The sequence below is a fragment of the Streptomyces sp. NBC_00876 genome (genome assembly GCF_045207435.1).
GTDB lineage: Bacteria > Actinomycetota > Actinomycetes > Streptomycetales > Streptomycetaceae > Streptomyces.
Map to the genome: position 1 here is coordinate 312,112 of NZ_CP108800.1, position 22,959 is coordinate 335,070.

General features: G+C 71.0%; 16 protein-coding genes. 9 read left to right on the forward strand and 7 right to left on the reverse strand.

Going from position 1 to position 22,959, the window contains the following annotated elements; all coding sequences use genetic code 11:
* Positions 1-17: 17 nt before the first annotated feature.
* The gene (locus tag OG782_RS01475) at positions 18-1,139 is read right to left on the reverse strand and encodes a SchA/CurD-like domain-containing protein (protein ID WP_406447501.1); all 1,122 of its coding nucleotides are present in this window, start codon (positions 1,137-1,139) and stop codon (positions 18-20) included.
* Between the two features lie 260 nt (positions 1,140-1,399).
* On the opposite strand from OG782_RS01475, the gene OG782_RS01480 reads away from it, so the two are divergent.
* On the forward strand, positions 1,400-3,043 hold the full coding sequence (locus OG782_RS01480) for an FAD-dependent oxidoreductase (protein ID WP_406447503.1): 1,644 nt from the start codon (positions 1,400-1,402) through the stop codon (positions 3,041-3,043).
* A 22-nt stretch (positions 3,044-3,065) separates the two neighbouring features.
* Here the strand turns inward: OG782_RS01480 and OG782_RS01485 are convergent, their stop codons facing one another.
* Positions 3,066-4,589 (reverse strand): alpha/beta fold hydrolase, encoded by a 1,524-nt coding sequence (locus OG782_RS01485; protein ID WP_406447505.1) that lies wholly within the window; start codon positions 4,587-4,589, stop codon positions 3,066-3,068.
* Positions 4,590-4,897: 308 nt separating this feature from the next.
* Here OG782_RS01485 and paaK point away from each other — a divergent pair, with 308 nt between their 5' ends.
* Entirely contained in the window at positions 4,898-6,193 is a 1,296-nt protein-coding gene (gene paaK, locus OG782_RS01490; RefSeq protein WP_406447507.1) for a phenylacetate--CoA ligase PaaK, read from the forward strand.
* A 120-nt stretch (positions 6,194-6,313) separates the two neighbouring features.
* On the opposite strand, the gene OG782_RS01495 is transcribed toward paaK, so the two are convergent.
* Complete coding sequence (locus tag OG782_RS01495) at positions 6,314-7,813, reverse strand: acyl-CoA synthetase (RefSeq protein ID WP_406447509.1); 1,500 nt, start codon at positions 7,811-7,813, stop codon at positions 6,314-6,316.
* A 150-nt stretch (positions 7,814-7,963) separates the two neighbouring features.
* On the opposite strand from OG782_RS01495, the gene OG782_RS01500 reads away from it, so the two are divergent.
* Entirely contained in the window at positions 7,964-10,387 is a 2,424-nt protein-coding gene (locus OG782_RS01500; RefSeq protein ID WP_406447511.1) for a penicillin acylase family protein, read from the forward strand.
* A gap of 73 nt (positions 10,388-10,460) precedes the next feature.
* Here the strand turns inward: OG782_RS01500 and OG782_RS01505 are convergent, their stop codons facing one another.
* Together OG782_RS01505 and OG782_RS01510 are read right to left on the reverse strand one after the other, a co-directional pair.
* Positions 10,461-12,002: an acyl-CoA synthetase gene (locus OG782_RS01505; RefSeq protein ID WP_406447513.1), complete on the reverse strand. Its 1,542-nt coding sequence runs from the start codon at positions 12,000-12,002 to the stop codon at positions 10,461-10,463.
* Positions 11,999-13,108 carry an NAD(P)H-dependent flavin oxidoreductase gene (locus tag OG782_RS01510; RefSeq protein WP_406447515.1) on the reverse strand — a complete coding sequence of 370 codons (1,110 nt, stop codon included), beginning with the start codon at positions 13,106-13,108 and terminating at the stop codon, positions 11,999-12,001. The genes OG782_RS01505 and OG782_RS01510 overlap by 4 nt, the downstream gene beginning before the upstream one ends.
* A gap of 183 nt (positions 13,109-13,291) precedes the next feature.
* On the opposite strand from OG782_RS01510, the gene OG782_RS01515 reads away from it, so the two are divergent.
* Positions 13,292-15,142, forward strand: coding sequence for a serine hydrolase (locus OG782_RS01515; RefSeq protein WP_406447517.1), 1,851 nt, complete (start codon positions 13,292-13,294; stop codon positions 15,140-15,142).
* A 69-nt stretch (positions 15,143-15,211) separates the two neighbouring features.
* Here the strand turns inward: OG782_RS01515 and OG782_RS01520 are convergent, their stop codons facing one another.
* Both OG782_RS01520 and OG782_RS01525 read right to left on the reverse strand, forming a co-directional pair.
* Positions 15,212-15,649 (reverse strand): VOC family protein, encoded by a 438-nt coding sequence (locus tag OG782_RS01520; protein ID WP_406447519.1) that lies wholly within the window; start codon positions 15,647-15,649, stop codon positions 15,212-15,214.
* A 256-nt stretch (positions 15,650-15,905) separates the two neighbouring features.
* Positions 15,906-16,988, reverse strand: a complete 1,083-nt coding sequence (locus OG782_RS01525) for a LacI family DNA-binding transcriptional regulator (protein WP_406447521.1) — start codon at positions 16,986-16,988, stop codon at positions 15,906-15,908.
* A 226-nt stretch (positions 16,989-17,214) separates the two neighbouring features.
* Between OG782_RS01525 and OG782_RS01530 the strand changes: the two genes are divergently transcribed.
* The 5 genes from OG782_RS01530 to OG782_RS01550 all read left to right on the forward strand — a co-directional run bounded on the left by OG782_RS01530 (position 17,215) and on the right by OG782_RS01550 (position 22,959).
* Positions 17,215-18,483, forward strand: coding sequence for an ABC transporter substrate-binding protein (locus tag OG782_RS01530; RefSeq protein WP_406447523.1), 1,269 nt, complete (start codon positions 17,215-17,217; stop codon positions 18,481-18,483).
* Between the two features lie 138 nt (positions 18,484-18,621).
* On the forward strand, positions 18,622-19,464 hold the full coding sequence (locus tag OG782_RS01535; RefSeq protein ID WP_406447525.1) for a carbohydrate ABC transporter permease: 843 nt from the start codon (positions 18,622-18,624) through the stop codon (positions 19,462-19,464).
* Positions 19,451-20,374: a carbohydrate ABC transporter permease gene (locus OG782_RS01540; protein ID WP_406447527.1), complete on the forward strand. Its 924-nt coding sequence runs from the start codon at positions 19,451-19,453 to the stop codon at positions 20,372-20,374. Before OG782_RS01535 ends, OG782_RS01540 begins: the two co-directional genes overlap by 14 nt.
* A 45-nt stretch (positions 20,375-20,419) precedes the next feature.
* The gene (locus OG782_RS01545) at positions 20,420-21,184 is read left to right on the forward strand and encodes an SDR family NAD(P)-dependent oxidoreductase (RefSeq protein WP_406447529.1); all 765 of its coding nucleotides are present in this window, start codon (positions 20,420-20,422) and stop codon (positions 21,182-21,184) included.
* On the forward strand, positions 21,172-22,959 hold the full coding sequence (locus tag OG782_RS01550; RefSeq protein WP_406447531.1) for a heparinase II/III family protein: 1,788 nt from the start codon (positions 21,172-21,174) through the stop codon (positions 22,957-22,959). Before OG782_RS01545 ends, OG782_RS01550 begins: the two co-directional genes overlap by 13 nt.

Consider the following 22,959-nt stretch of genomic DNA (forward strand, 5'->3'; position numbering starts at 1 on the left):
GGGTGCTGATGCGCGGCTCAGGACTCCGCGGCCCGCCGGTCGGTGATGAGCTTCATCTCGGACCGGGCGAGGAAGCGTGCGGCGTCCTGGTCGGTGGTCGGCACGGCGTTCGCGTCCCCGTCGAGGAGGCGGGCGAGCCGGGCGGCCTTGCCGGGGCCGTGGATGCCGAGGGCCTTGGCGGGCTGCGCGTCGAGCGGGCCGCCCACCTCCAGCAGACGGACCACGATGTCGTCGCGCTGGAAGATCGTGCTGCTCTCGATGGGGCTGCCGGTGTTGTCGGCCTCCTCCTCGTCGTGCTCGGCCAGAAGGCGGGCCAGCGCCATTCCGCAGCCCTCCTTGGCCTGGTAGAACAGCGCGTGGCGCTTGCGCTCCCCGGCTGCGTGGCGGCCCGTCGTCACGTGGTGGACGGTGGGCAGGGCCGCCCGGGTGAAGAACATCCGGGCGGAGTCGGGGTCGGCCAGGTCGCGGTCCTGCTCCAGATACGGGTTGATCGCTTCCTCGACGGCCCGTACCCCGGGCTGCCGGGAGACGTGGCGCAGGGCCGCGAGGAGGTCACCCTCGACCTCGACCGCGCGCACCACCCGGTTGCCGTGCATGAAGAGCGAGGTGCGGCGCAGGCGGGTGTGCTCGTCGACCCGGGCCTGCGGGGAGTCGTAGTCGGCAAGGATCTTCGCGACGATCTCCTCGGTGCCCGGCTTGACGGTGAAGGTCAGCGCGTGGCGCACCACCCCGTCCCCGAGGCGGGGCGCGGCCTGGAGACCGCCCTTGACGGGCTCGAAGCTCTCCTCGAAGGCCGCGCCGGTCTCGCGCAGGACGCTGAAGCGCAGCGAACGGGTGTCGCGCACGCAGCTGTGCAGGGGCTGGACCGTGGCGACGTGGTCCTCGCTGTTGACCCAGGCCAGGAAGGGCGGCGCGCTCTCCCACTCGCTGGTGATGAGCCACTGGGACGGGTTCTCGATGGACTGGCACAGCTGGTCGCTGATGTGGCCGGGGATCGAGGCGACCTGGTTGCGCATGTGCTCGTACGCCTCCAGGAACTGCTTCTGGGCGCCGTCGTGCAGGTCAAGCAGCAGGATGACCCGCAGCCTTGATCCGTCGAAGGCGGACTGGGAGGTCCGTTCCGAGAGGGTGGTGGTCATCTTGCGAACTCCTTCGAGACGGGGGGAGAAACCGGCCGGGCGGGCGGGGAACTGCCGGCTGTCGAGGGGATCGGAGCGGGGAGTCTCCCGGCGGATGCGCACGGTCCGCCCCGAACCGGGGGCGTCGTCTCCGTGACCGATCGTGAAACGCTGGTCCGCCTGACGCGAGATTTATGAACCGTTCAGGTGAGCGGGCGTCCGAACCGCTCGGACGAGGGCATGGACACTGCATCTGTACGACGTCCGAGCTGGAGCAACTCATGAACGAGAACGTCGACCTCCACGTACCGGTCCTCATCGTGGGCGGCTCCCTGGTGGGCCTGTCCGCGTCCCTCTTCCTCGGCCGGCTCGGCGTCGAGCACCTGCTGGTCGAGAAGCACGCCGCCACCTCGACGCACCCGCGCGGCCGCGGCAACAACGTCCGCACGATGGAGGTGTTCCGCCGGGCGGGTGTGGAGCCGCAGATCCGGGCGGCGGCGTCGGTCCTGGCGGAGAACCACGGCATCCTGCAAGCCGGTTCGCTGACCGGTGACGACCAGGAGTGGCTGTTCAAGGAGATCGACCCGGGTGGCGGCATCGCCCGCTTCAGCCCGACGGGCTGGTGCCTGTGCAGTCAGAACGACCTCGAGCCCGTCCTGCTGGAGCGGGCCCGGCAGCAGGGCGGGGATCTGCGGTTCTCCACCGAACTGATGTCGTTCGACCCGGACGGCTCAGGTGTCTCGGCCACCTTGAAGAACCGGCAGACGGGTGAGCACACGACGGTGCGGGCGGACTACCTGATCGCCGCCGACGGCCCGCGCAGTCCGGTCCGCGAGCAGCTGCGCATCGGCCGGTCGGGTGCCGGCGACCTGTTCCACAACGTGAGCATCACCTTCCGTTCGCGCCGGCTCGCCGATGTGCTGGGCGACCGGCGCTTCATCGTGTGCTATCTGACCAATCCGAAGGCGGACGGCGCCCTGCTGCCGGTGGACAACGAGAAGGAATGGGTGTTCCACGCACCGTGGCAGCCCGGCCGGGGCGAGACGCTGGAGGACTTCACGGACGAGCGGTGCGCGGAGCACATCCGCACGGCCGTCGGTGCGCCGGACATCGACGTCGAGATCACCGGCAAGGCTCCGTGGCATGCGGCTGAGCGCGTGGCCGACCGGTACTCCCGGGGCCGGGTGTTCCTCGCCGGCGACTCGGCCCACGAGATGTCGCCCACCGGGGCGTTCGGCTCCAACACCGGCATCCAGGACGCGCACAACCTGGCGTGGAAGCTGGCAGCCGTACTGCGCGGCGAGGCCGGTCCCGGTCTGCTGGACACGTACGGGGCGGAGCGGCTGCCGGTGGCGCGGGCGACGAGTGAGCGCGCCTCGGCCCGTTCCGGCGAGCACAGCCACCCCGGCTATGCGGCGCCGCCCACCGCGGGCGGCGGCAAGCGGGGCGGGATGCTGAATGTGGCACTGGGCTACCGCTATGTGGACGGCGCGGTGCTGGGCGTCGCCCCGGAGCAGCCGGTGGTGCCGCAGGGGATGCAGCTGACGGGTGAACCGGGGAGCCGGGCACCGCACTTGTGGGTGCGGCGGTCCGGTGAGCGGATCTCCACCCTGGATCTGTACGAGCGGTCCTTCGTGCTCCTCGCCGACGGTGCGGACGTGGCGTGGCGCCGGGCTGCGGCGCGGGTCGGGGACCGGCTGGGGGTGCGGCTCGACGCGTTCGGGATCGGCACCGGCCCGGCCGGCGATCTGGAGCCGGAGGCCGGTGCCGACTGGGCCGGGGCGCACGGGACGAGCCCCGAGGGCGCGGTTCTGGTGCGCCCGGACGGGTTCGTCGCCTGGCGCTCGGTCTCGGGCGCCGAGAACGCCGAGGACGCAGAGGCGACCCTGTACGACGCCATGGTGACGCTGCTGCGCCGGGACTGACGCGGCGGGCGGTTCCGCCGGCTCAGCCCACGCCGAACGACCGCAGGGCCGTGAGGAATTCCTCCGGCCGTTCGGTGTGGACGAGATGACCCGCCTCGATGGTGATGTGCCGGGCGCCGGGTATCTGCCGGGCCATCCAGGCGAGGTCCTCCTGGTCGATCTGGCTGCCCGGCCCGCCGCCGATGACGAGCGTGGGGGCCGTGATCTCGCCGAGTCGTTCGCGGCCGGCCGGATCGGGCTCGTTGAGCTGCGCGTCGGTGGCGGGCACGACCGGCCAGTCGAAGCCGAGTTCCTCCTCGGGGCGTTCGACGGGAGCACGGGGCGGATCGAGCGGGAAGGGCGGCGGCGCTTCCTCCAGGACGAGGCGGCCGATGAGTCCGGGCTGCCGTTCGGCGAGCAGATAGGCCGCGGCGCCGCCCATGGAGTGCCCGACGACCGTGGCGCCGGAGAGGTTGCGGGCCTCCAGGAAGGCGTGCAGGTCGTCGCGGAAAAGCTCGAAGGAGTAGCGGCCGGTCCAGTCGCTGAGCCCGTGGCCGCGGAAGTCGAAGGCGTACACCCGGTGTGCGGCGGCGAGTTGTTCGGCGACGGCGGTCCAGGTGGTGCTGGAGCCGCAGCGTCCGTGGGCGAGGACGACGGGCGGGGCGCCGGGGTCGCCCCACACCCGGTAGGCGAGCCGTATCCCTCCGGCCTGGACGCTGCGCACGTCCGGGTCCAGGAACGCCGTGACGGTCCGGACGAACGCACCCGGGTCGTCGAGCCAGGGGAAGTGTCCGGCTCCCCGCTGCACGGCGAACTCCGACTCGGGGAAGAGCGCGGCCAGTTCGGCTGCCCGGTCGGGTGTGGTCAACCCGTCGTACGCACCGGTGAGGACGAGTACCGGTGCCGGGAACTCACGCAGCGCCGCCACCGTCCCGGCGGGATCGAAGGCCCCTTGCCCGTAATAGGCCTGTGCGGCAATGGAGTTGATCTGCTGCGCCGAGAGGGAGGCGTGGGCCTGCGCGGCGGCGTCCCAGCGGCCGTAGAGGAACGGCCTGGCAGCGGCCCGCAGTTCGGCCGTGATGCGCCCAGCCCAGATCTCCTCCAGCGCGGGAAGCGCCTGCTCGTACCAGGGTTCCGCGCTGCGCAGCGCGGCCGCTTCCCGGGCCTCGCGTTCCACGAAGGCGAATCCGGTGGCCTGGGTGCCGGGGGCGACGAGGATCAGGCTGCGCAGGGCCTGCGGGTGGCGTGCGGCATAGAGCGAGGCGAGGTCACCTGCCGCCGAGTGGGCCAGCAGATCGATGCGCTCCAGTCCCAGGTGGACGCGCAGCGCCTCGACATCGTCGACCAGACGGTCGCAGCGGTAGGTCGAGGTGTCGTCCGGTTCGGCGGAGTCCCCGGTCCCGCGCAGATCCAGCAGTACCAGCTGCCGTGTGGCGCAGAGCCCGCCGAGGTCGCCGAGATAGGCACTCGCCCGCATCGCGCCGCCCGGCAGACAGATCAGCGGTGCGCCCTCCCCCTTGAGGTGATAGGCGAGCTCGGTCCCGTCGTATGAGTGGAAAGTCGGCATGGACCCATCCAAACAGGGCCGACCGGGTGATGCAGCCGTGTTCGGTACGGGCGTATCCGCGATGCGGACCGCCCCCGGCGATTGCGGCGGACCGGGCCGGATGTCCTCGCGAGGCGGGCCGGCCCGTCTCGGCGGCCCTGCGGCACGCGGTGGCGGGGCGCGGCGGCCCCGGGCCGGTGGAGGGGCGGTGCGCACCGGATGCGCCGCACCTCTTGCCATGCGGCGGAGGATCCTGAATTACTGCTCCCGAGAGAAACGACCGAATGATCGGTCGACTGCATGGTGCGCACGGGAAGAGGGAGATCCGCATGACGGCTCTGCTGGACGCGGCGGAACGCATGGACCGCGAGGAGCTGCGGGCCCTGCAGCTGGAACGGCTGCGGACGACACTGCATCACGCGTACACCCGTGTCGGCCACTACCGGGCGGCGTTCGACCGGGCGGGGCTGCGTCCGCAGGACTGCCGCTCCCTCGCCGACCTGGCCCGGTTCCCGTTCACCACCAAGGCCGATCTGCGCGACAACTATCCGTTCGGGATGTTCGCGGTGCCCGAGGAGCAGGTGCGGCGCATCCACGCGTCCAGCGGCACGACGGGCCGGCCGACCGTCGTCGGATACACCGAGAAGGACCTGGACACCTGGGCGGATGTGGTGGCCCGCTCGATCAGGGCGGCCGGCGGACGCCCTGGACAGAAGGTGCACGTCGCTTACGGGTACGGGCTGTTCACCGGCGGCCTGGGCGCGCACTACGGGGCGGAACGGCTCGGCTGTACGGTCATTCCCGCCTCGGGCGGCATGACGGCCCGGCAGGTCCAGCTGATCCAGGACTTCCGGCCCGAGATCATCATGGTGACGCCGTCCTACATGCTGACGCTCCTGGACGAGTTCGAGCGGCAGGGTGTCGACCCGCGCACGACATCGCTGAAGGTGGGCATCTTCGGGGCCGAGCCGTGGACGCAGGAGATGCGCCGCGAGATCGAGGAGCGGTTCGCGATCGACGCGGTCGACATATACGGGCTCTCCGAGGTGATGGGTCCGGGCGTGGCACAGGAGTGCGTGGAGACGAAGGACGGGCTGCACATCTGGGAGGACCACTTCTATCCCGAGGTGGTCGACCCGTTCACCGGCGAGGTGCTGCCCGAAGGGGAGGAGGGTGAGCTGGTGTTCACCTCGCTCACCAAGGAGGCCATGCCGGTGATCCGCTACCGCACCCGGGACCTGACCCGACTGCTGCCGGGCACCGCCAGGGTCTTCCGGCGGATGGAGAAGGTGACCGGGCGCAGCGACGATCTGGTGATCCTGCGCGGGGTGAACCTCTTCCCGACGCAGATCGAGGAGATCGTGCTCCGTACGCCGGGGGTGTCGCCGCACTTCCAGCTCCGGCTGACCCGTCAGGGACGGCTCGACGTGCTGACGGTACGGGCGGAGGCCCGGGCCGGAGCGACCCAGGAGCAGCGGGCCGCGGCTGCCGCGTCGGTCGCGGCTGCCGTCAAGGACGGGATCGGGGTCTCGGTCGGGGTCGAGATCCTCGACCCCGGGACGCTGGAGAGGTCGGTCGGCAAGTTCCGCAGGATCGTGGACGAGCGGGACCGGCCGGGCAGCTGACCGAGGCCCGGCCGGCGGCCGGGCCGAGTGGCCGCGAAGGACCGGTTTCTCGTTGCGGCAGGATGCGCCGGGGCCGCCCTGGGCCCCGGCGCCGTCCCGTACGGCGGGAATACCGGCCGGTCAGGCGAAACGGTCGCGGAGCTCGCGCTTGAGGATCTTTCCACTGGCGTTGCGCGGGAGTGCGTCCACGAACACGACCCGCTTGGGGGCCTTGAAGTGGGCGAGCCTCTCGCGGGCGTGGCTGATCAGTTCGGCCTCGGTCGCCTCCCCGCGCAGCACGACGACGGCGGTGACGGCCTCGATCCAGCGTTCGTCGGGCAGCCCGACGACTGCCGCCTCCGCGACGGCGGGATGGGTGTACAGGGCGTCCTCCACCTGCCGGGAGGCGACGAGGACGCCGCCGGAGTTGATGACGTCCTTCACCCGGTCGACGACGGTGAAGTAGCCCTCCGGGTCACGGACGGCGAGGTCGCCGGAGTGGAACCAGCCGTCGCGGAACGCCTCCGCGCTCTCCTCGGGCTTGTCCCAGTAGCCGCTGCACAGCTGGGGCGAGCGGTAGACCACCTCGCCCGCGGTTCCGTCGGGGACCTCCTTGCCGTTCTCGTCCACGACCCTGGCCTCGACGAAGAGGACGGGCCGGCCGCAGGAGTCCATCCGGCCCTCGTGCTCGTCCGGTCCGAGTACCGCGGCGAGGGGGCCGATCTCGCTCTGCCCGAAGCAGTTGTAGAAGGCGAGGCCCGGCAGACGGTCGCGAAGACGTTCCAGCACCGGCACGGGCATGATCGACGCCCCGTAGTACGCCTTGCGCAGGCCGCCGAGGTCACGGACCGCGAAGTCCGGGTGGTTGGCGAGGCCGATCCACACGGTGGGAGGCGCGAAGAGGCTGTCGGCCTGTCCGGACTCGACGAGGTCGAAGATCCGGCCCGCGTCCGGTGAGTCCAGGACCGTGTTCTCGGCGCCGACCGCGAGGTAGGGCAGCAGGAACACGTGCATCTGCGCGGAGTGGTAGAGCGGCAGCGCGTGGACGGGCCGGTCGCCCGCGCGCAGGTCGAGGGCGGTGACGGCGCTGACGTACTCGTGGACGAGGGCCCCGTGCGTCATCATCGCGCCCTTGGGCAACGCGGTGGTGCCGGAGGTGTACAGCAGCTGGACGAGGTCGTCGGCGGCCGGTTCGTGCCCGGCCTCGAAGGCGCGCGGCGTGGCGAGTTCGGCCAGCAGGGAGTCCGGTGCGTCGCGCAGCGCCCGTACGGCGTACCCGTCCGGGACGCGGCCGGCGAGGTCCGGGTCGGTGAGGACCAGGGCGCTGCCGGACTGGCTCAGGATGTAGCCGAGGTCCTCGCCGGTGAGGTTCTGGTTGACCGGTACGTGGACCAGTCCGGCGCGTGCGCAGGCCAGGAAGGCGATCAGGTACGCGTCGGAGTTGTGGGCGTAGGAGGCGACCCGGTCCCCCGGGCGCAGCCCGTGACCGTCCATGAGGACGGCGGCCGCGGTATCGACCGCCTCGTCGAGCCCCCGGTAGGTCCAGGCCCGGCCGGCGTACCGCAGGGCGGTGCGCTCGGGGGTGCGCCGTGCGCTGCGGGTCACGACGCCGTCGACTGTGCTGCTGCGTACACCTGTCATGGCGTGATCCTGTGCGGGCGGGGCCCGGCGGTCAAGGGTCACGGTGCGGGCCGCCCTGTTGACAGGCGTACGGGCGTGCTGGCTGAGTTGCCCATGACATCTCGAACTACTGAGTAACCGCCTTTCGCACCCGCACAGCTGGGAGGACCGTTGCCCCTCCGGAAGCGTCTGAGGATTCTCGCCGTATCCGGTCTTGCGCTGTTCACCGTGTCGGCGTCCCTGCCGCCGGCCTCGGCGCTCACCACCCGCACCCACCATCCTTCGGGCGGCGGGCTCTCCGCCGTGATCCGCTACACCGAGTACGGCATTCCGCACATCGTGGCGAAGGACTACGCGAATCTGGGCTTCGGCAACGGCTGGGCGCAGGCCGCCGACCAGGTGTGCACCCTCGCCGACGGGTTCGTCACGCTGCGCGGCGAGCGTTCCCGCTACTTCGGCCCGGACGCGGCGCCGGACGGTTCGCTGTCCTCCGCGGCGAAGAACCTCTCCAGCGACCTGTACTTCCGCGGGGTGCGCGCGAGCCGCACCGTGGAGAAGCTGCTCAAGGTGCCCGCCCCGGCGGGTCCGAGCCGTGCGTCCAGGGAACTGCAGCGCGGCTGGGCGGCCGGCTACAACGCCTGGCTGGCGCAGAACCGGATCACCGATCCGGCCTGCCGGGGCGCCCGCTGGGTGACCCCGGTGACCGCGCTCGATGTCGCGGTGCGCAGCTTCTCCCTCTCCGTTCTCGGCGGTCAGGGGCGCGCCGTCGACGGCATCACGGCCGCGCAGCCGCCCGCCGCCTCACCGGCGCCCGCTCCCCCGTCCCCCTCGCCGTCCCCCGGCGACGCGGCGGACGCGGCGGCGCGGCTGCTGTCCACGCAGAACGCCGACATGGGGTCCAACGCCGTGGCGTTCCGCGGCAGTACGACGGCGGGCGGGCGCGGGCTGCTGCTCGGCAATCCGCACTATCCGTGGCAGGGCGGGCGGCGGTTCTGGCAGTCCCAGCAGACCATCCCCGGGGAGCTGAACGTGGCGGGCGGTTCGCTGCTCGGATCGCCGACCATGTCCATCGGGCACAGCGCGAACGTCGCGTGGAGCCATACCGTGGCCACGGGCGTCACCCTCAATCTGCATCAGCTGACCCTGGATCCGGCCGATCCGACCGTGTACCTGGTGGACGGCAGCCCGCAGCGGATGGCCAGGCGCACGGTGTCGGTGGCGGTCAGGGGCGGACCGGACGTGACCCGCGTCCAGTGGTGGACCCGGTACGGACCGGTCGTCACCTCGCTCGGTGCGGGGATGCCGCTGCCCTGGACCTCATCGACCGCGTACGCGCTCAATGACCCCAACGCCGTGAACCTGCGCACGGGCGACACGTCCCTCGGCTTCAGCAAGGCGCGCAGCACGGCCGGGATCGTGGAGGCCCTGCGCCGTACGCAGGGTCTGCCGTGGGTCAACACGATCGCGGCGGACTCCTCGGGGCACACGCTGTTCTCGCAGTCGCAGGTGCTGCCCAGGATCACGGACGATCTCGCACAGCGCTGCTCGACGCCGCTGGGCCGCGCCACGTACGCGGCGTCCGGTCTCGCGGTCCTGGACGGCTCGCGGAGCGACTGCGCCCTCGGGTCGGACCCTGACGCGGTGCAGCCCGGGATCTTCGGGCCGGGCCGGATGCCGACCGTGAAGGACGCCCCGTACGTCGAGAACTCCAACGACAGCGCCTGGCTGACGAACGCCGACGCTCCGCTGAGCGGCTACGAGCGCGTGTTCGGGACAGTCGCCACACCGCGCTCCATGCGGACCCGGGGCGCCGTCCAGGACGTGTCCGCGATGGCGGGGAGCGGCGGGCTGACCGTCGCCGATCTGCAACGTCAGCAGTTCGCGAACCGGGCGCCGGCCGGTGATCTGGCGGCGGCGGACCTGGCACGCGCGTGTGCGGCGCTGCCCGGGGGCACCACGGCCGGGAGCAAGGGCGCGCCGGTCGATGTGTCGGCGGCGTGCGCGGTGCTGCGCGACTGGGACCGGAAGGTCGACACCGGGAGCCGGGGCGCGCTGCTCTTCGACCGGTTCTGGCGCCGGGCGGTGGCGGTGCCGGCGGCCGAGCTGTGGAAGGTTCCCTTCTCCCCCGCCGACCCGGTCGGCACGCCCCGCACGCTCAACACCTCGGCGCCGGGGGTCCTCGTGGCGCTCGCCGACGCGGTGGCCGAGCTGAGGGGCGCGGGCATCGCGCTGGACGCCCCGCTGGGCGAGCACCAGTCGGTGCTGCGGGGCGAGGGGCGCATACCGATCGGCGGCGGTACGGAGGCCCTGGGCATCTGGAACAAGACCGAGGGCGTGTGGGACGCGGCGGCGGGCGGTTACACGGACATCTCGACCGGCTCCAGCTACATCCAGGCGGTCGGCTGGGACGGCGGTCCCTGCCCGGTGGCGCGGACGCTGCTCACGTACTCCCAGTCGTCGAATCCGGCGTCCCCGCACTACAGCGACCAGACCGAGCTGTACTCGGGTGAGCGCTGGGTGACGTCCCGGTTCTGCGAGAAGGACATCGCGCGTTCCCCCGCGCTGCGGGTGGTGCGGGTGCACGAGCGCCGGTAGCGCGTCCCGGCCGGCGACCGGCCCCTGACCGCTGCGGTCAGGGGCCGGTCGGACGCCCGCCCGGCCGGGGGTCTTACGCGTGCCCCTCCCAGTACGGTTCGCGCAGCCGACGTTTGTACAGCTTGCCGTTGGGGTCGCGGGGCATCGTCGTGATGAAGCCGAGGGTCTTGGGCCGTTTGTACCCGGCGAGCAGCCCGGCGCAGTGTCCGAGGATCTCGGCGGCGAGCTCGTCGCCCGCCTCGTGTCCCTCGGCGGCTTCGACGACGGCCCGGACCTCCTCGCCCCAGTCGGCGTGCGGGATCCCGAAGACGGCTGCGTCGGCGACCGCGGGGTGGGTGAGCAGGGCGCTCTCGATCTCGGCGGGGTAGATGTTCACCCCGCCGGAGATGATCATGTCGATCTTGCGGTCGCGGAGGAAGAGGTAACCGTCCTCGTCGAGGACACCGAGGTCGCCGACGGTGAAGAAGTCGCCGATGCGGTTCTTCCGCGTCTTGCCCTCGTCCTTGTGGTAGCTGAAGCCGCCGGTGCTCATCTTCATGTAGACGGTGCCGAGTTCGCCCGGCCCGAGCCGGTTGCCGTCGTCGTCGAAGACCGCGAGTTCACTGATCGGCCAGGCCCGGCCGACGGTGCCCGGTTTCTTCAGCCAGTCGTCGGCGGTGGCGAAGGCGCCGCCTCCCTCGCTGGCCGCGTAGTACTCCTCGACGCACCGGCCCCACCAGTCGATCATGGCTCGTTTGACGTGGTCGGGGCAGGGTGCGGCGCCGTGGATGGCGTGGCGCATGGCCGAGACGTCGTACCGCTGCCGGACCTCGTCGGGGAGGGCGAGAAGGCGGTGGAACTGGGTCGGGACCATGTGCGTGTGGGTGCAGCGGTGGGTGTCCATCGCCCGGAGCATCTCCTCGGGCGACCACTTGTCCATCAGGACGAGCGGGTGGCCGATGTGCAGGGCGGCACCGGCGAACTGCAGCACGGCGGTGTGGTAGAGCGGTGAGCAGACGAGGTGGACGTTTCCGTCGAACGGCTTGATGCCGAAGATGCCGAGGAAGCCGCCGAGGTAGCTCTCCTCGGGAAGCTTTCCGGGCAGCGGCCGGCGGATACCGCGCGGGCGGCCGGTGGTGCCGGAGGTGTAGTTCATGACCCAGCCCAGGGTGCGCCCCTCGGGCGGCGCGACCGGCCGGTTCTCCAGCAGTTCGGCGTAGGGGCGGAAGCCGTCGACGGCGCCGACCGCATAGCGGTGGCTCGCCGGGAGTTTCGCCTCGTCGGCGGCGGCGGTCGCCGCCTCCGTGAAGCGTTCGTGGGCGATGAGCACCTTGGCGCCGGAGTCGGAGACGATCCAGGCGATCTCCGGGCCCACGAGGTGGTGGTTGACGGGGACGAGGTAGAAACCGGCCTGCGAGGCGGCCAGATAAGCGGTGAGGAACTCGACGCCGTTGGGCAGGACGACGGCAAAGGCGTCGCCCTCCTCGAGTCCGGCCGCGCGCAGTCCGTGGACCATGCGGTTGGCCTCGGCGTGCAGCCGGCCCGCCGTCCATTCCTCGCCGTCGGGTGCGACGAGGACCCTGCGGTCGGGTTCGGCGGTGGCCTGGGCCCAGAAGCCGTTGGGCGGCTGGTTCATGAGGCGCTCCGTCCGGCGATGCGGTTGATCCGGTCGATGGCCCGTTCGAAGCCGCTGGTCAGGTCGTCGAAGACGGCCTGCACGCTGCGTTCGGTGTTCATCCGGCCGACGATCTGGCCGACGGGCGTGCCGAGCAGGGCGCCCGTTTCGTACTTCTGGATACGCGAGACGGCCTCGGCGACCAGGAGCCCCTGGAGGGGCATGGGCAGGGTGCCGGGTCCCGCCGGGTCGTCCCAGGCGTCGGTCCATTCGGTACGGAGCTGACGCGCGGGTTTGCCGGTGAGTGCGCGGGAGCGGACGGTGTCGCCGGAGCCCGCGGCGAGGAGTTTGGCGGTCAGGGCCCGGGAGTGCATGTCCGCCTCCTCCGTGGTGAGCCACAGCGAGCCGAGCCAGACGCCCTGGGCGCCCAGCGCGAGCCCGGCGGCGATCTGTTCACCGCTGCCGATGCCTCCCGCGGCGAGGACCGGGAGTGGTCCCACGGCGTCCACCACGTCCGGGACGAGGACCATGGAGGCGATCTCGCCGGTGTGGCCGCCCGCTTCGTACCCCTGGGCGACGACGACGTCGATTCCGGCGTCCGCGTGGTGCCGGGCGTGCCGGGCGCTTCCGGCGAGCGCGGCGACGAGGACGTCATGCTCGTGGGCACGGGCCACGACGTCGGCGGGTGGTGAGCCCAGCGCGTTGGCGAGCAGCTTGATGGGGTAGTCGAAGGCCACGTCGAGCTGGTTGCGGGCGACTTCCTCCATCCAGCCCGTGATGCGCCAGCCCGAGGCCTCGCCCTCGGCGAGTTCGGGGACTCCGTGCTTGGCGAGGGTTTCCTGGACGAACTGCCGGTGGCCGGGCGGGATCATCGCCTCCACATCGGCCTCGCTCACGCCCTCCACCTTCTTGGCGGGCATGACGACGTCGAGTCCGTAGGGCTTGCCGTCCGTGTGTTCCTGCATCCAGTCGAGATCACGTGCGAGGTCGTCGGGGGCGGTGTAGCGGACCGCGCCGAGTACGCCGAATCCACCGGCCCGGGTGATGGCCGCGGCCACCGCCGGGAACGGCGTGAAGCCGAAGATGGCGTGCTCGATACCCAGTTTTTGGCTCAGCTCCGTCTCCATGGGCGGCAGGATGCCGCAGTCCGACAACCGAGGGAAGAGATTTTCTGATGCAGTGTCAGATTCTTTGTGACTCCCGAGGCCTCCGTGACGGCGGGGGGTGACAGTACTCTCTGCCTCGGCAGGAAGTTTCATGCTCGGAAGAGATTTCGAAAATTACTTTCAGGCAGTGGGAAGGGGTTCCGGATGACCGAGGACACGGCGGGCGGCGGCATCAGCCGGCGGAGGCTCGGCGGTGGGATGCTGGCCCTGGGCGGAGCACTCGCCCTGGCGCCCATTCCTTTCGCGGGGGCGGCGTCTGCCACGGAGTCGGGGGCGGGGTCGTCGGACATGGGCACAGGGACTGCGGCGGGTACGCCGTCGGGGCAGGGCAGACCGACGCTGCGGCGCGGATCGGCCGCCCGAGCGGGGCTGTTGCAGGAGCCGCTCGACCAACTGGTCACGGAAGCGGAGAGATATCTCGCGGATTCGCCCAAGCATCCCTGGTACGCGGGCGCCGTGCTGCTCGCGGGGCGGGGCGGGACGGTGGCGCTGCACCGGCCGATCGGCAAGGCGGTGCGCTATGCGGCGTACGACGAGAAGACCGACACCGGTGTGGAGTTCCCGGCCGACCAGCAGATCCCCATGGCCGAGGACACGGTCTTCGACCTGGCGTCGGTGTCCAAGCTGTTCACCTCGATCCTGGCCGTGCAGCAGATCGAGCGCGGCACGCTGGAGCTGGAGGCGACCGTAGCCTCGTATCTCCCGGACTTCGCCGGCGGCGGCAAGCAGGACATCACGATCCGTCAGCTGCTCACGCACACCTCCGGTTTCCGCTCCTGGATCCCGCTCTACAAGGCGCCCACCCGGGAGGGGAAGCTGGCGCTGCTCTGGAGCGAGGTGCCGGCGAACCCTCCGGGCACGGTCTACCTCTACTCCGACCTCAACCTGATCTCGCTCCAGCTGGTGCTGGAGAAGATCACCGGCCGGGCCCAGGACGTGCTGCTCCGCGAACAGATCACCGCTCCGCTCGGGATGCAGCGCACCCGCTACAACCCGCCGGCCTCCTGGAAGCCGAAGATCGCCGCGACCGAGGACGCCCGGCTCCCCTGGTCCGGTCTTGAGCGCGGACTGGTCTGGGGCGAGGTGCACGACGAGAACGCGTACAGCCTCGACGGTGTCGCCGGCCACGCCGGGGTCTTCTCCTGCGCCTGGGACCTGGCGATCCTCGCCCGCACCCTGCTCAACGGCGGCGTCTACGGCCGCGCGAGGATTCTCTCGGCCGCGTCGGTGGATCTGCTGTTCACGGACTTCAACACCGCGTTCCCCGGTGACGCGCACGGGCTCGGCTTCGAGCTCTACCAGCACTGGTACATGGGGGCGATGGCCACTCCGCGCACGGCGGGCCACACCGGCTTCACGGGCACCAGCCTGGTCCTGGACCCGAGCACCGACTCGTTCCTGATCGTGCTGGGCAACTCGGTCCACCCGGTGCGCAGCTGGCGCTCCGGCAGCGCGCCCCGCGTCGCCACCGCCAACCAGATGGCCCGAGCCGTCGCGGTCCGGCCTGCCCGCGGCCGTACGGCATGGTTCTCCGGTCTGGCGAGCGCCTCGTCGGCCACCCTCGCCCTCCCGCCGCTCCCCCTCGCCTCCGCGCGCGCCCGGCTGAGCTGCGCCCTGTGGTGGGACACCGAGCCGGGGTCCGACTACCTCTTCCTGGAGGCCTCCGCGGACGCCGGGGCCACCTGGCAGCCGGTCCCCTTCACCACAGGACCGGCATCGCGAAAGGGCCGTGAGCAACCCGAACCGCACCCCGCGGGCTCGGTGTCCGGCTGGTCGGGCCGGGTCTGGCACCGGCTGGACGCGGACCTCTCGGGCTGGCGCGGCGCGACGGTCCTGCTCCGCTGGCGCTACGCCACGGACCAGCTGTACGTCGGCCGCGGGGTGTACGTGGACGCCATCAGGGTCGAGGACGGCGGACGTGCCGTCTTCGACGAAGGGAGACCGGGTGACGCCCGGCGCATCGAGGCGAACGGCTGGACCGCCTCGACGAACTGACCGGCACCCCACCGGGGCGCGGGGCGGCCGGGCCACCACGGACGGCCGCCCCGCGCTCGTGCCCGGCCGTCACAGCAGGCAGAACTCGTTGCCCTCCGGGTCCGCCATCATGAAGTGATCGGGCCGGCCCTGGGCCTCGTACTCATGAAGGACCGTCGCTCCCGCGGCAGTCAGCCGGGCCAGCGCCTCCAGCACGCGCGGCCACCGCACTTCCCACGCCACCTCACGGCCGCCGCCGGCCTGCACATCCAGATGCAGCCGGTTCTTGCCCGCCTTCGGCTCGGGCACCTTCATGAAGGACAGGCCGGGCCCCTCGCCGTCCGGGTCCGCCAGGTAGGCGCCGTCGTCCCACTCCTCCTCCGGGACGTCGTAGTGCGCGAACCACTCCTCCCAGCTGCCGAATCCCTTCGGCGGCGGCTTCTGCGCGTACCCCAGGGCGAGTGCCCAGAACCGCGCCAGTTGCGCGGGGCGCGCGCAGTCGATCGTCAGACTCCACCGTGTCGCCATGAATCCCTCCCCACGAAGCACCCGGCGCCTCGGCCGGCTGCGGGAACCGATCGTGCCACGGGAGGTCCCGGGAATCCCCGGGATCCGGTTCAGGATTCGTTGCGGGCCGAAACGGCGCCCGCACCACGTCCTGGTCCTCGGACGGGTGCGGAGCTCGCGGCGGGCGCCTCGGGACGTCCCGGCACGCGCCGGCGCGAGGGCGCCGCCTCACGGACGGTGTCCAAGCCTCGCCCGTGCACCGGCCGGCTCCGGTGGCTCACCGGTGCGCGAGGGTCGCGCCCTGCGCAGGCACTTCGGCGGGTGCGGGGGCCGTCGACTCCCGGACCACCAGTCTGGGCCTGATCAGGAGCGAACGTCCGGCGACCGGGGCCGAGTCGATACGGGCCCGCAGCTGCTGGAAGGTCTCGGCCGCCATCTCCGGCAGCGGCTGGCGGACCGTGGTCAGCGGCGGCTCGAAGAGGTCGGCGAGCAGGATGTCATCGAACCCGACCACCGAGACGTCGTGTCCCGCGTTGCGGCCGGCGTCCTTCGCGCCCCGGCAGATCCCGATGGCGCACATGTCGTTGATGGCGACGAAGGCGGTGGGCGGGCGCGGTCCGCAGAGCAGTTCGCGGGCGGCCTTGCGCCCCAGTTCGGCGGCGTCCTTGTCACCGAACTCGGCGGTGTCGGCGCCGGGCCAGACGATGGCGTCGGCCGGATCGAGGCCCGCCGACTCCAGAGCGGCCCGGAACCCGCGCAGACGCTCACGGCGGTTGACGCTGTTGACCGAGCCGGAGACGAAGGCCAGCCGGCGGTGGCCCAGCTCGAGGAGGTGCCGGGTGGCGAGCTCGGCGCCCATCGCGTTGTCGACACTGATGGAGGCCAGCGACGGCGGATCGCCCGCCTGGGCGGTGCGGTCGAAGGCGACCATCTTCAGACCGCGGCTGAGCAGCGGGGCCACATGTTCGAGCGAGGGCAGCGAGGAGCAGAGCACCACACCACTCACACCGTCGGCCAGCAGTTCCTCGCCGTACTTGAGCTCGCGGGCCGGATCGCGCTCGCTGTTGCAGAGCAGTACGTGGTAGCCCTCGGCCAGCGCGATGGCCTCCAGCTCCCGGGCGAGCGCCCCCCAGAAGGGGTTGGCGACGGACGGCACGATCAGGCCGATGACCTGGATCCGGCCGGTGCGCAGCATGCGCGCCGCCCGGTTGGGCCGGTAGCTGAGCTGCTCGATCACCCGCTCCACGCGAGCCAGGGTCGACGCCTGCATACGGTCCGTACGTCCGTTGAGGACGTTCGACACCGTGCTGGCGGAGACACCTGCAGCCTCCGCGACCTGATGGATCGTTACCCCGCTCATGCCACCTCCGGTTCGTGACGTGTTCAGCCAGCCTAGTGTACCGATTTACTGAACTTGCTTCACCGGTACACCCGTTAACTTCCCTGAAAATTGTTGTGCATCAGCTGTTGACGAGCCTCTCACAGCGTTCTTAGTCTCAGTGCATCGATTTACCAGCGCTTCTCGGCCATGGCTGAGTTGCCATCGCTGGATCGATCCACTGTCTCCACCTCAAAAGGGGTGCCCAATGGAACTCAAACGACGGTCGCTGCTCGCTGCCATCGGTGCCGGTACTGCTGCGGCCGCTCTCAGCGGCTGCGGGACCGGCTCCACGGCCGCCGGCTCCGCCGATGGTCCCGCCGAGGGCGAGATCACGCTGCTCACCCCGATCTACGAGAACGCCAACGGCAAGCAGCTGTTGGAGAAGGAGATCCTCGTCGGCTTCCGGAAGAAGTATCCGGACGTCAAGGTGAACGTGGACTACACCACGTATGCGCAGCTCAACGAGAAGATCACCACCGGTATGGCCGGCGGCCTGCTGCCCGACGTGCTGATGATGGGGGTCGGCTGGATCCCGCCGTTCGCGGCCAAGAAGGCGATCGCCCCGCTGCCGGAGAAGCTCGCCACCGCGCACGACTACGAGAAGCGGGTGCTGGAGCCGTCGCGCTACGACGGCAAGCTGTACGCGCTGCCGGTGGTGCTGGACACCCGCATCGTCGTCTACCGCAAGGACCACTTCGCCGAGGCGGGCATCAAGAAGACGCCCGCCAACTGGGCCGAGCTGCGGGCCGTGGCCAAGCAGCTGACGAAGGACGGGCGGGTCGGTTTCGACCCGTTCTCCATCGATCTGCGCCAGTGCTGGGAGACCTTCCTGTTCGCCAACGGCGGTCAGCTGTTCAGCGCGGACGGCAAGAAGGTGCTCTTCACCGACAACCGGGGTGTCGAGGCTCTGCAGTTCTTCAAGGACCTCATCAAGGACGGCTCCGCCAGCTACGCCAAGAAGACGGCACTCGGTGAACCGGCGAACGTCCAGACGGGCAAGGCGTCGATGATGATGACGACCAGCGCCCTGTGGGAGCAGGTCCGCCTGCAGAACCCGGAGCTGCTGAAGGACGACAAGCTCGGCGCCTTCGTGCTGGCCAACCGCAAGCCCGCGATGCTCCAGGGCGGCACTCTCGTCACCCAGTCGGCCAGCTCCAAGCATCCCGCCGCGGCCCGTGCGCTGGTCGAGTACCTCGCGACCCCGGAGTCCATCCTGGGCGCCGCCAAGCAGCGCGGCTCGGTGCCGGGACTCAAGGACCTCAGCGACACCAGCTACGTGAAGGAGAACAAGTTCGTCGACCTCTCCCTGCAGAACATGAGCGCCGCCTGCTCCGAGGGCGGCACCGCGGCCTGGATGGAGATCCGCGAGAAGATCAAGCCGACGCTGGAGCCCGCGATCGTGGGCGACCAGTCCGCGAAGGACGCCATCGCGGAACTCGGCCGTCTCGCCGAAGCCGCCATCGGCCGGATGTGAGGCGCCACCGTGGGAGCTGTATCCGTACTGAAGGCACGGCCCGCGCGGCCGCCTTCCCCGCCTGAGAAGCCCCGGCCCGCCACGCGGCGGGCCGGCAGGACCCCGACGGGTCCGGGGCGCCGCCGGCAACGGGCCGGCATGCTGATGGTGGCCCCCGCCCTGCTGCACGCGGCGCTCTGGATCGGCCTGCCGGTCGTCGCCTCGCTCGTCCTGGCCTTCACGAAGTACGACGTGCTGACGCCGCCGCAGTTCGTGGGGCTGGACAACTTCAAGGAGATGATGGACGACGCGGTGTTCCGCAAGTCCATCGTCAACACCGTCGTCTACACCTTCTTCACCGTGCCGTTCGGCATGATCCTGGGGCTGCTGGTGGCACTGGCCCTGCACACGGGCCTGAAGGCGCGCGGCATCTTCCGTACCGCGATCTTCCTGCCGCAGGTCACCGCCACGGTGGCGATCGCCCTGGTCTGGCTGTGGATCTACAACCCGAGCAACGGGCTGCTCAACGCCCTGCTCTCCTTCGTCGGGATCGACGGCCCGGCCTGGCTCTCGTCGACCACCTGGGCGTTGCCCTCGGTGATCCTGGTCGGCATCTGGCAGGGCATCGGCATGAAGATGCTCATCTACTTGGCCGCGCTCCAGTCCCTGCCGAAGGAGCTCTACGAAGCTGCGTCGGTGGACGGTGCGTCCAAGGCCCGGCAGTTCTTCTCCATCACTCTGCCGCTGCTGAAGCCCGCGACGTTCTTCGTGCTCATCACCTCGATGATCACCGCGTTCCAGTCGTTCGACCAGATCTACATCCTCACCGAGGGTGGTCCGGCCAACAGCACCACGATGATGACGTACGAGATCTACAAGTCCGCCTTCCGGGAGTTCCGCGTCGGCTACGCCTGCGCCCAGTCCCTGGTGCTGTTCGTCCTGCTGATGGGCTTCACCCTGGTCAACCGGCGGATCATGGGAGGTACCCGTGGCCACAACTGAGCTGCACAAGCCCGGCCTCGCTCGCCCGCCCCGGCCCACGGCCAAGGGGAAGCCGGTCACTTTCGGGCGGATCGCGCTCTATGTGACGCTGTCCGCCGTGTCGCTGCTGATGGTGGTGCCGTTCGTCTGGATGGTGCTGACCTCGCTCAAGACTCCGGTGGAGATCGCGTCGCAGGACGCCGGACTGCTGCCGGAGCACTGGGACTTCAGCAACTACACCGAGGCGCTGAAGGCCGCTCCCTTCGCCACGTACGCCCGTAACAGCTTCATCATCGCGATCAGTCACACCGTGCTCAACCTGGTGATCGCCTCGATGGCCGGCTATTCGCTGGCCCGGATCAAGTTCCGGGGCAGTGAGGTCATCTTCTACCTGTTCATCGCGGCGCTGATGATCCCGACGTACACGAAGGTGCTGCCCGAGTTCCTGATCGTCCGCTTCATGCCGCTGGCCGGCGGGAACGACCTGTTCGGCCAGGGCGGCAGCGGCTGGCTCGACACCTGGTGGGCGCTCATCGTGCCCGGCGCGGTCACCCCGTTCGCGGTCTTCCTCTTCCGGCAGTTCTATCTGGACCTGCCGGTGGAGCTGGAGGAGGCCGCCCGGCTGGACGGTCTGGGCGAGTTCCGGATCTACGCCCGGATCATGACGCCGCAGGTCAAGCCCGCCCTCATCACGGTGGCGCTGCTGACCTTCGAGTCCTCCTGGAACAACTTCCTCTGGCCGCTGCTGGTGACCCGGACGGACAGTCTGCGGGTCATCCAGGTGGGGCTCTCCGTCTTCAGGACGGAGAACGGCCCCCAGTGGCACTTCCTGATGGCGGGCACCACGCTCGCCACCCTGCCCATGGTCGTTCTCTTCCTGATCGGCCAGCGCTACTTCGTGCAGGGCTTCGCAACCGCCGGTCTCAAGTGACCGGTCCCGGTCCTCAACGGCCGGTTATCGAAAGGGTTACCCCCCATGTCTGCTGATCTCCAAGGTTCCCGCGCGCTGGTGACCGGGGCGGGCCACGGCATCGGCCGCGCCATCGCCGTCGCCCTGGCCGAGGCCGGCGCCGATGTCGCCGTCCACTACCACTCCTCCGCCGACGAGGCCGCCAAGACGGTCTCCGCGATCGAGGCGCTGGGCCGGCGGGCCAAGGCGTTCCAGGCCGATGTGACGGTGACGGCCGAGGTGGACCGCTTCGTCGAGGAGGCCACCGGGTTCCTCGGCGGGCTGGACGTCCTGGTCTGCAACGCCGGCCATCTGATCGGGCGGGCGACGATCGCCGAGATGTCCGACGACCACTTCGACCAGGTCATCAGCACCAACCTGACGTCGACGTTCCGTACGGTCCGGGCGGCGCTGCCGCAGCTGAAGGAGTCGTCCGCCGGGCGCATCATCACGATGTCGTCGCTGGCCGCGCACAACGGCGGCGGCCCCGGATCGGTCGCCTACGCGGCCGCCAAGGCCGGAATCCGGGGATTCACCAAGGGGCTGGCCAAGGAGCTCGGCGGCAGCGGCATCACCGTGAACACGGTCGCCCCGGGCTTCATCAAGGGCACCGCCTTCCATGACACGTTCACCGCGCCGGCGGCGCAGGAGGCGATGGAGGCGGGCATCCCGGTGGGCCGGGCCGGCACGCCTGAGGACGTGGCCTCGGCCGTCGTCCACCTGGCGTCGCCCTCCTCCGGCTTCCTCACGGCCACCACGGTGGACATCGACGGTGGCGTATGGCCGCGTTGAGGCGGATCGCGCGGGAGCGCGGCGGCTGGTGGCACGCGTACGTCTGCCCCGCGCACGGGGTGGAGCTGGACCACGGCGATGTGCTCGCCGGGGTGTTCCTCGAGGGCGGTGCGCGCTGCGCGTACGGCTGCCGGGTGGACAACGAGGCGGTGCGCGGCGCCTGGCTGGTGCTGTCGCACCAGGCGTGGGCGCGGCATCTTCGGGTGCTCGCCCACCGCGGCGAGCGCGCGGAGGCGGTGGCCCGCCTCGTGGAGTACACCGAGCTGTACGAGGAGCTCGCCACGGCCCAGCACGGCGAGGCGCAGGGCTGGATGCTGCGCGGCCGGCTCTTTCACCAGGCGCTGACCGACGCGATCTGGGCGGTGAACATCGGCCACACCGTCATCACGCTCGCCGAGCACGGCACGGATGATCTGTCCGCGGTGCTGCCGCTGCTCGATTCCCTGGAGCGGGCGGCGCTCGATGCCCGCTCCGTGCTGGTCGGCAAGGGCCAGCTCGCCTCCAACTACACCGCGTGGCTCAATGCCGCCGGCGCCGCCGCCGGGCGCGGCGCCGCGGCGGTGCGCGGGCAGGAGTGGGACGGCTCCAAGGAGTGGCTGGAGGGCGACAGCGGGCTGTACGCGCATCTGCGGGTCGCGGTCGCCGAGGACGGCTGGGAGTGGGAGGGCAGCACCTACTACCACGGGTTCGTGCTGCGGGCGGCGCTGCTGGCGCTGCGCGGCACCGATCCGTCGGCCCTGCCGGCCGATGTGGTGGGTGTGCTGGCCGGGATGACGGATGTCCTGGCGGCGATCGCGACGCCGGGCGGCATACTGCCCGCGCTGCACGACGGCCCGTACCTGCGTGCCCTGCTCGCCCTGGAGTGGCTCGAACTCATCGCCCTTGCCCAGCAGTTGGTCCCTTCGGCCGCGCTGGACGCGGTGGCCGGCCGGGCCCGTGCCGAGCTGGGCGCCGGCGACGACGGGCTGGACCGGGAGCTGGGCGGCTGGTTCACCGGCCCGCCCCTGCCGGAGCGCCCGGCGCCCGGGGCGCTCACCTTGTTCGACACCGCCGGTTATGCGGTGCTGCGGGTCGCGGGCATTCACGCGCTGCTCGACTTCGGTCCGCACGGCGGTTCGCACGGCCACCGGGACAAGCTGTCTCTCTATCTCTACGGCGACACCACGCCGTGGCAGCCCGATCCCGGCCAGGTGCCCTACGCCCATGCCGAGTTCCGTGATCTGTACGCGTCGACCGAGGCCCATCCGGCGTTCCGGGTGGACGGCCTCGAACAGGCGGAGTGCGCGGGAACGCTGCTCGGCTCGGACGAGTGTTCCGTCACCGCCGAGGTGACCACGGCGTACGAGGGTGTGCGCGGGGTCCGGCGGATCGTGGCGGGCGCCGGCTATCTGGTGGACCTGCTGACCGTGACGGCCGCGGAGCCCCGGCACATCACCGCCCAGTTGCGCCCCGGCACCGCGCTGGACGTGCAGGTGCAGGCGGCGGGTGCGGCCCGTACCACCTGGTACGGCGACGAGACCCTGCACGGCTGGCACACGCACCGGGCCGGTGCGCCGGTGCGCCCGGTGAGCCGGCCGGGCCCGGGTCCGGCCGACGACCCGCAACGCGTACGGACCCGGGTGGACTTCACCACCGAAACCGACCGGGTCACGTTCGCCTCGGTCTACCAGGCCGCTTCGGCCGGCCCCGCGGTGAGCGACGTGCACCTGGACGACGACGGGCTGACGGTCTGTCTGGCCGACGGCAGCACCGCGCGCTTCCGGACGGAGGACTGA

Excerpts from the sequence above, each read along its gene's own strand:
- OG782_RS01525 (WP_406447521.1), bottom strand. The coding sequence starts at position 16,988 with ATGAGCGGGGTAACGATCCATCAGGTCGCGGAGGCTGCAGGTGTCTCC.
- OG782_RS01530 (WP_406447523.1), top strand. The coding sequence starts at position 17,215 with ATGGAACTCAAACGACGGTCGCTGCTCGCTGCCATCGGTGCCGGTACT.
- OG782_RS01510 (WP_406447515.1), bottom strand. The coding sequence starts at position 13,108 with ATGGAGACGGAGCTGAGCCAAAAACTGGGTATCGAGCACGCCATCTTC.
- OG782_RS01480 (WP_406447503.1), top strand. The coding sequence starts at position 1,400 with ATGAACGAGAACGTCGACCTCCACGTACCGGTCCTCATCGTGGGCGGC.
- OG782_RS01485 (WP_406447505.1), bottom strand. The coding sequence starts at position 4,589 with ATGCCGACTTTCCACTCATACGACGGGACCGAGCTCGCCTATCACCTC.
- OG782_RS01475 (WP_406447501.1), bottom strand. The coding sequence starts at position 1,139 with ATGACCACCACCCTCTCGGAACGGACCTCCCAGTCCGCCTTCGACGGA.
- OG782_RS01505 (WP_406447513.1), bottom strand. The coding sequence starts at position 12,002 with ATGAACCAGCCGCCCAACGGCTTCTGGGCCCAGGCCACCGCCGAACCC.
- OG782_RS01515 (WP_406447517.1), top strand. The coding sequence starts at position 13,292 with ATGACCGAGGACACGGCGGGCGGCGGCATCAGCCGGCGGAGGCTCGGC.
- OG782_RS01535 (WP_406447525.1), top strand. The coding sequence starts at position 18,622 with ATGCTGATGGTGGCCCCCGCCCTGCTGCACGCGGCGCTCTGGATCGGC.
- OG782_RS01550 (WP_406447531.1), top strand. The coding sequence starts at position 21,172 with ATGGCCGCGTTGAGGCGGATCGCGCGGGAGCGCGGCGGCTGGTGGCAC.
- OG782_RS01545 (WP_406447529.1), top strand. The coding sequence starts at position 20,420 with ATGTCTGCTGATCTCCAAGGTTCCCGCGCGCTGGTGACCGGGGCGGGC.
- OG782_RS01520 (WP_406447519.1), bottom strand. The coding sequence starts at position 15,649 with ATGGCGACACGGTGGAGTCTGACGATCGACTGCGCGCGCCCCGCGCAA.
- paaK (WP_406447507.1), top strand. The coding sequence starts at position 4,898 with ATGACGGCTCTGCTGGACGCGGCGGAACGCATGGACCGCGAGGAGCTG.
- OG782_RS01495 (WP_406447509.1), bottom strand. The coding sequence starts at position 7,813 with ATGACAGGTGTACGCAGCAGCACAGTCGACGGCGTCGTGACCCGCAGC.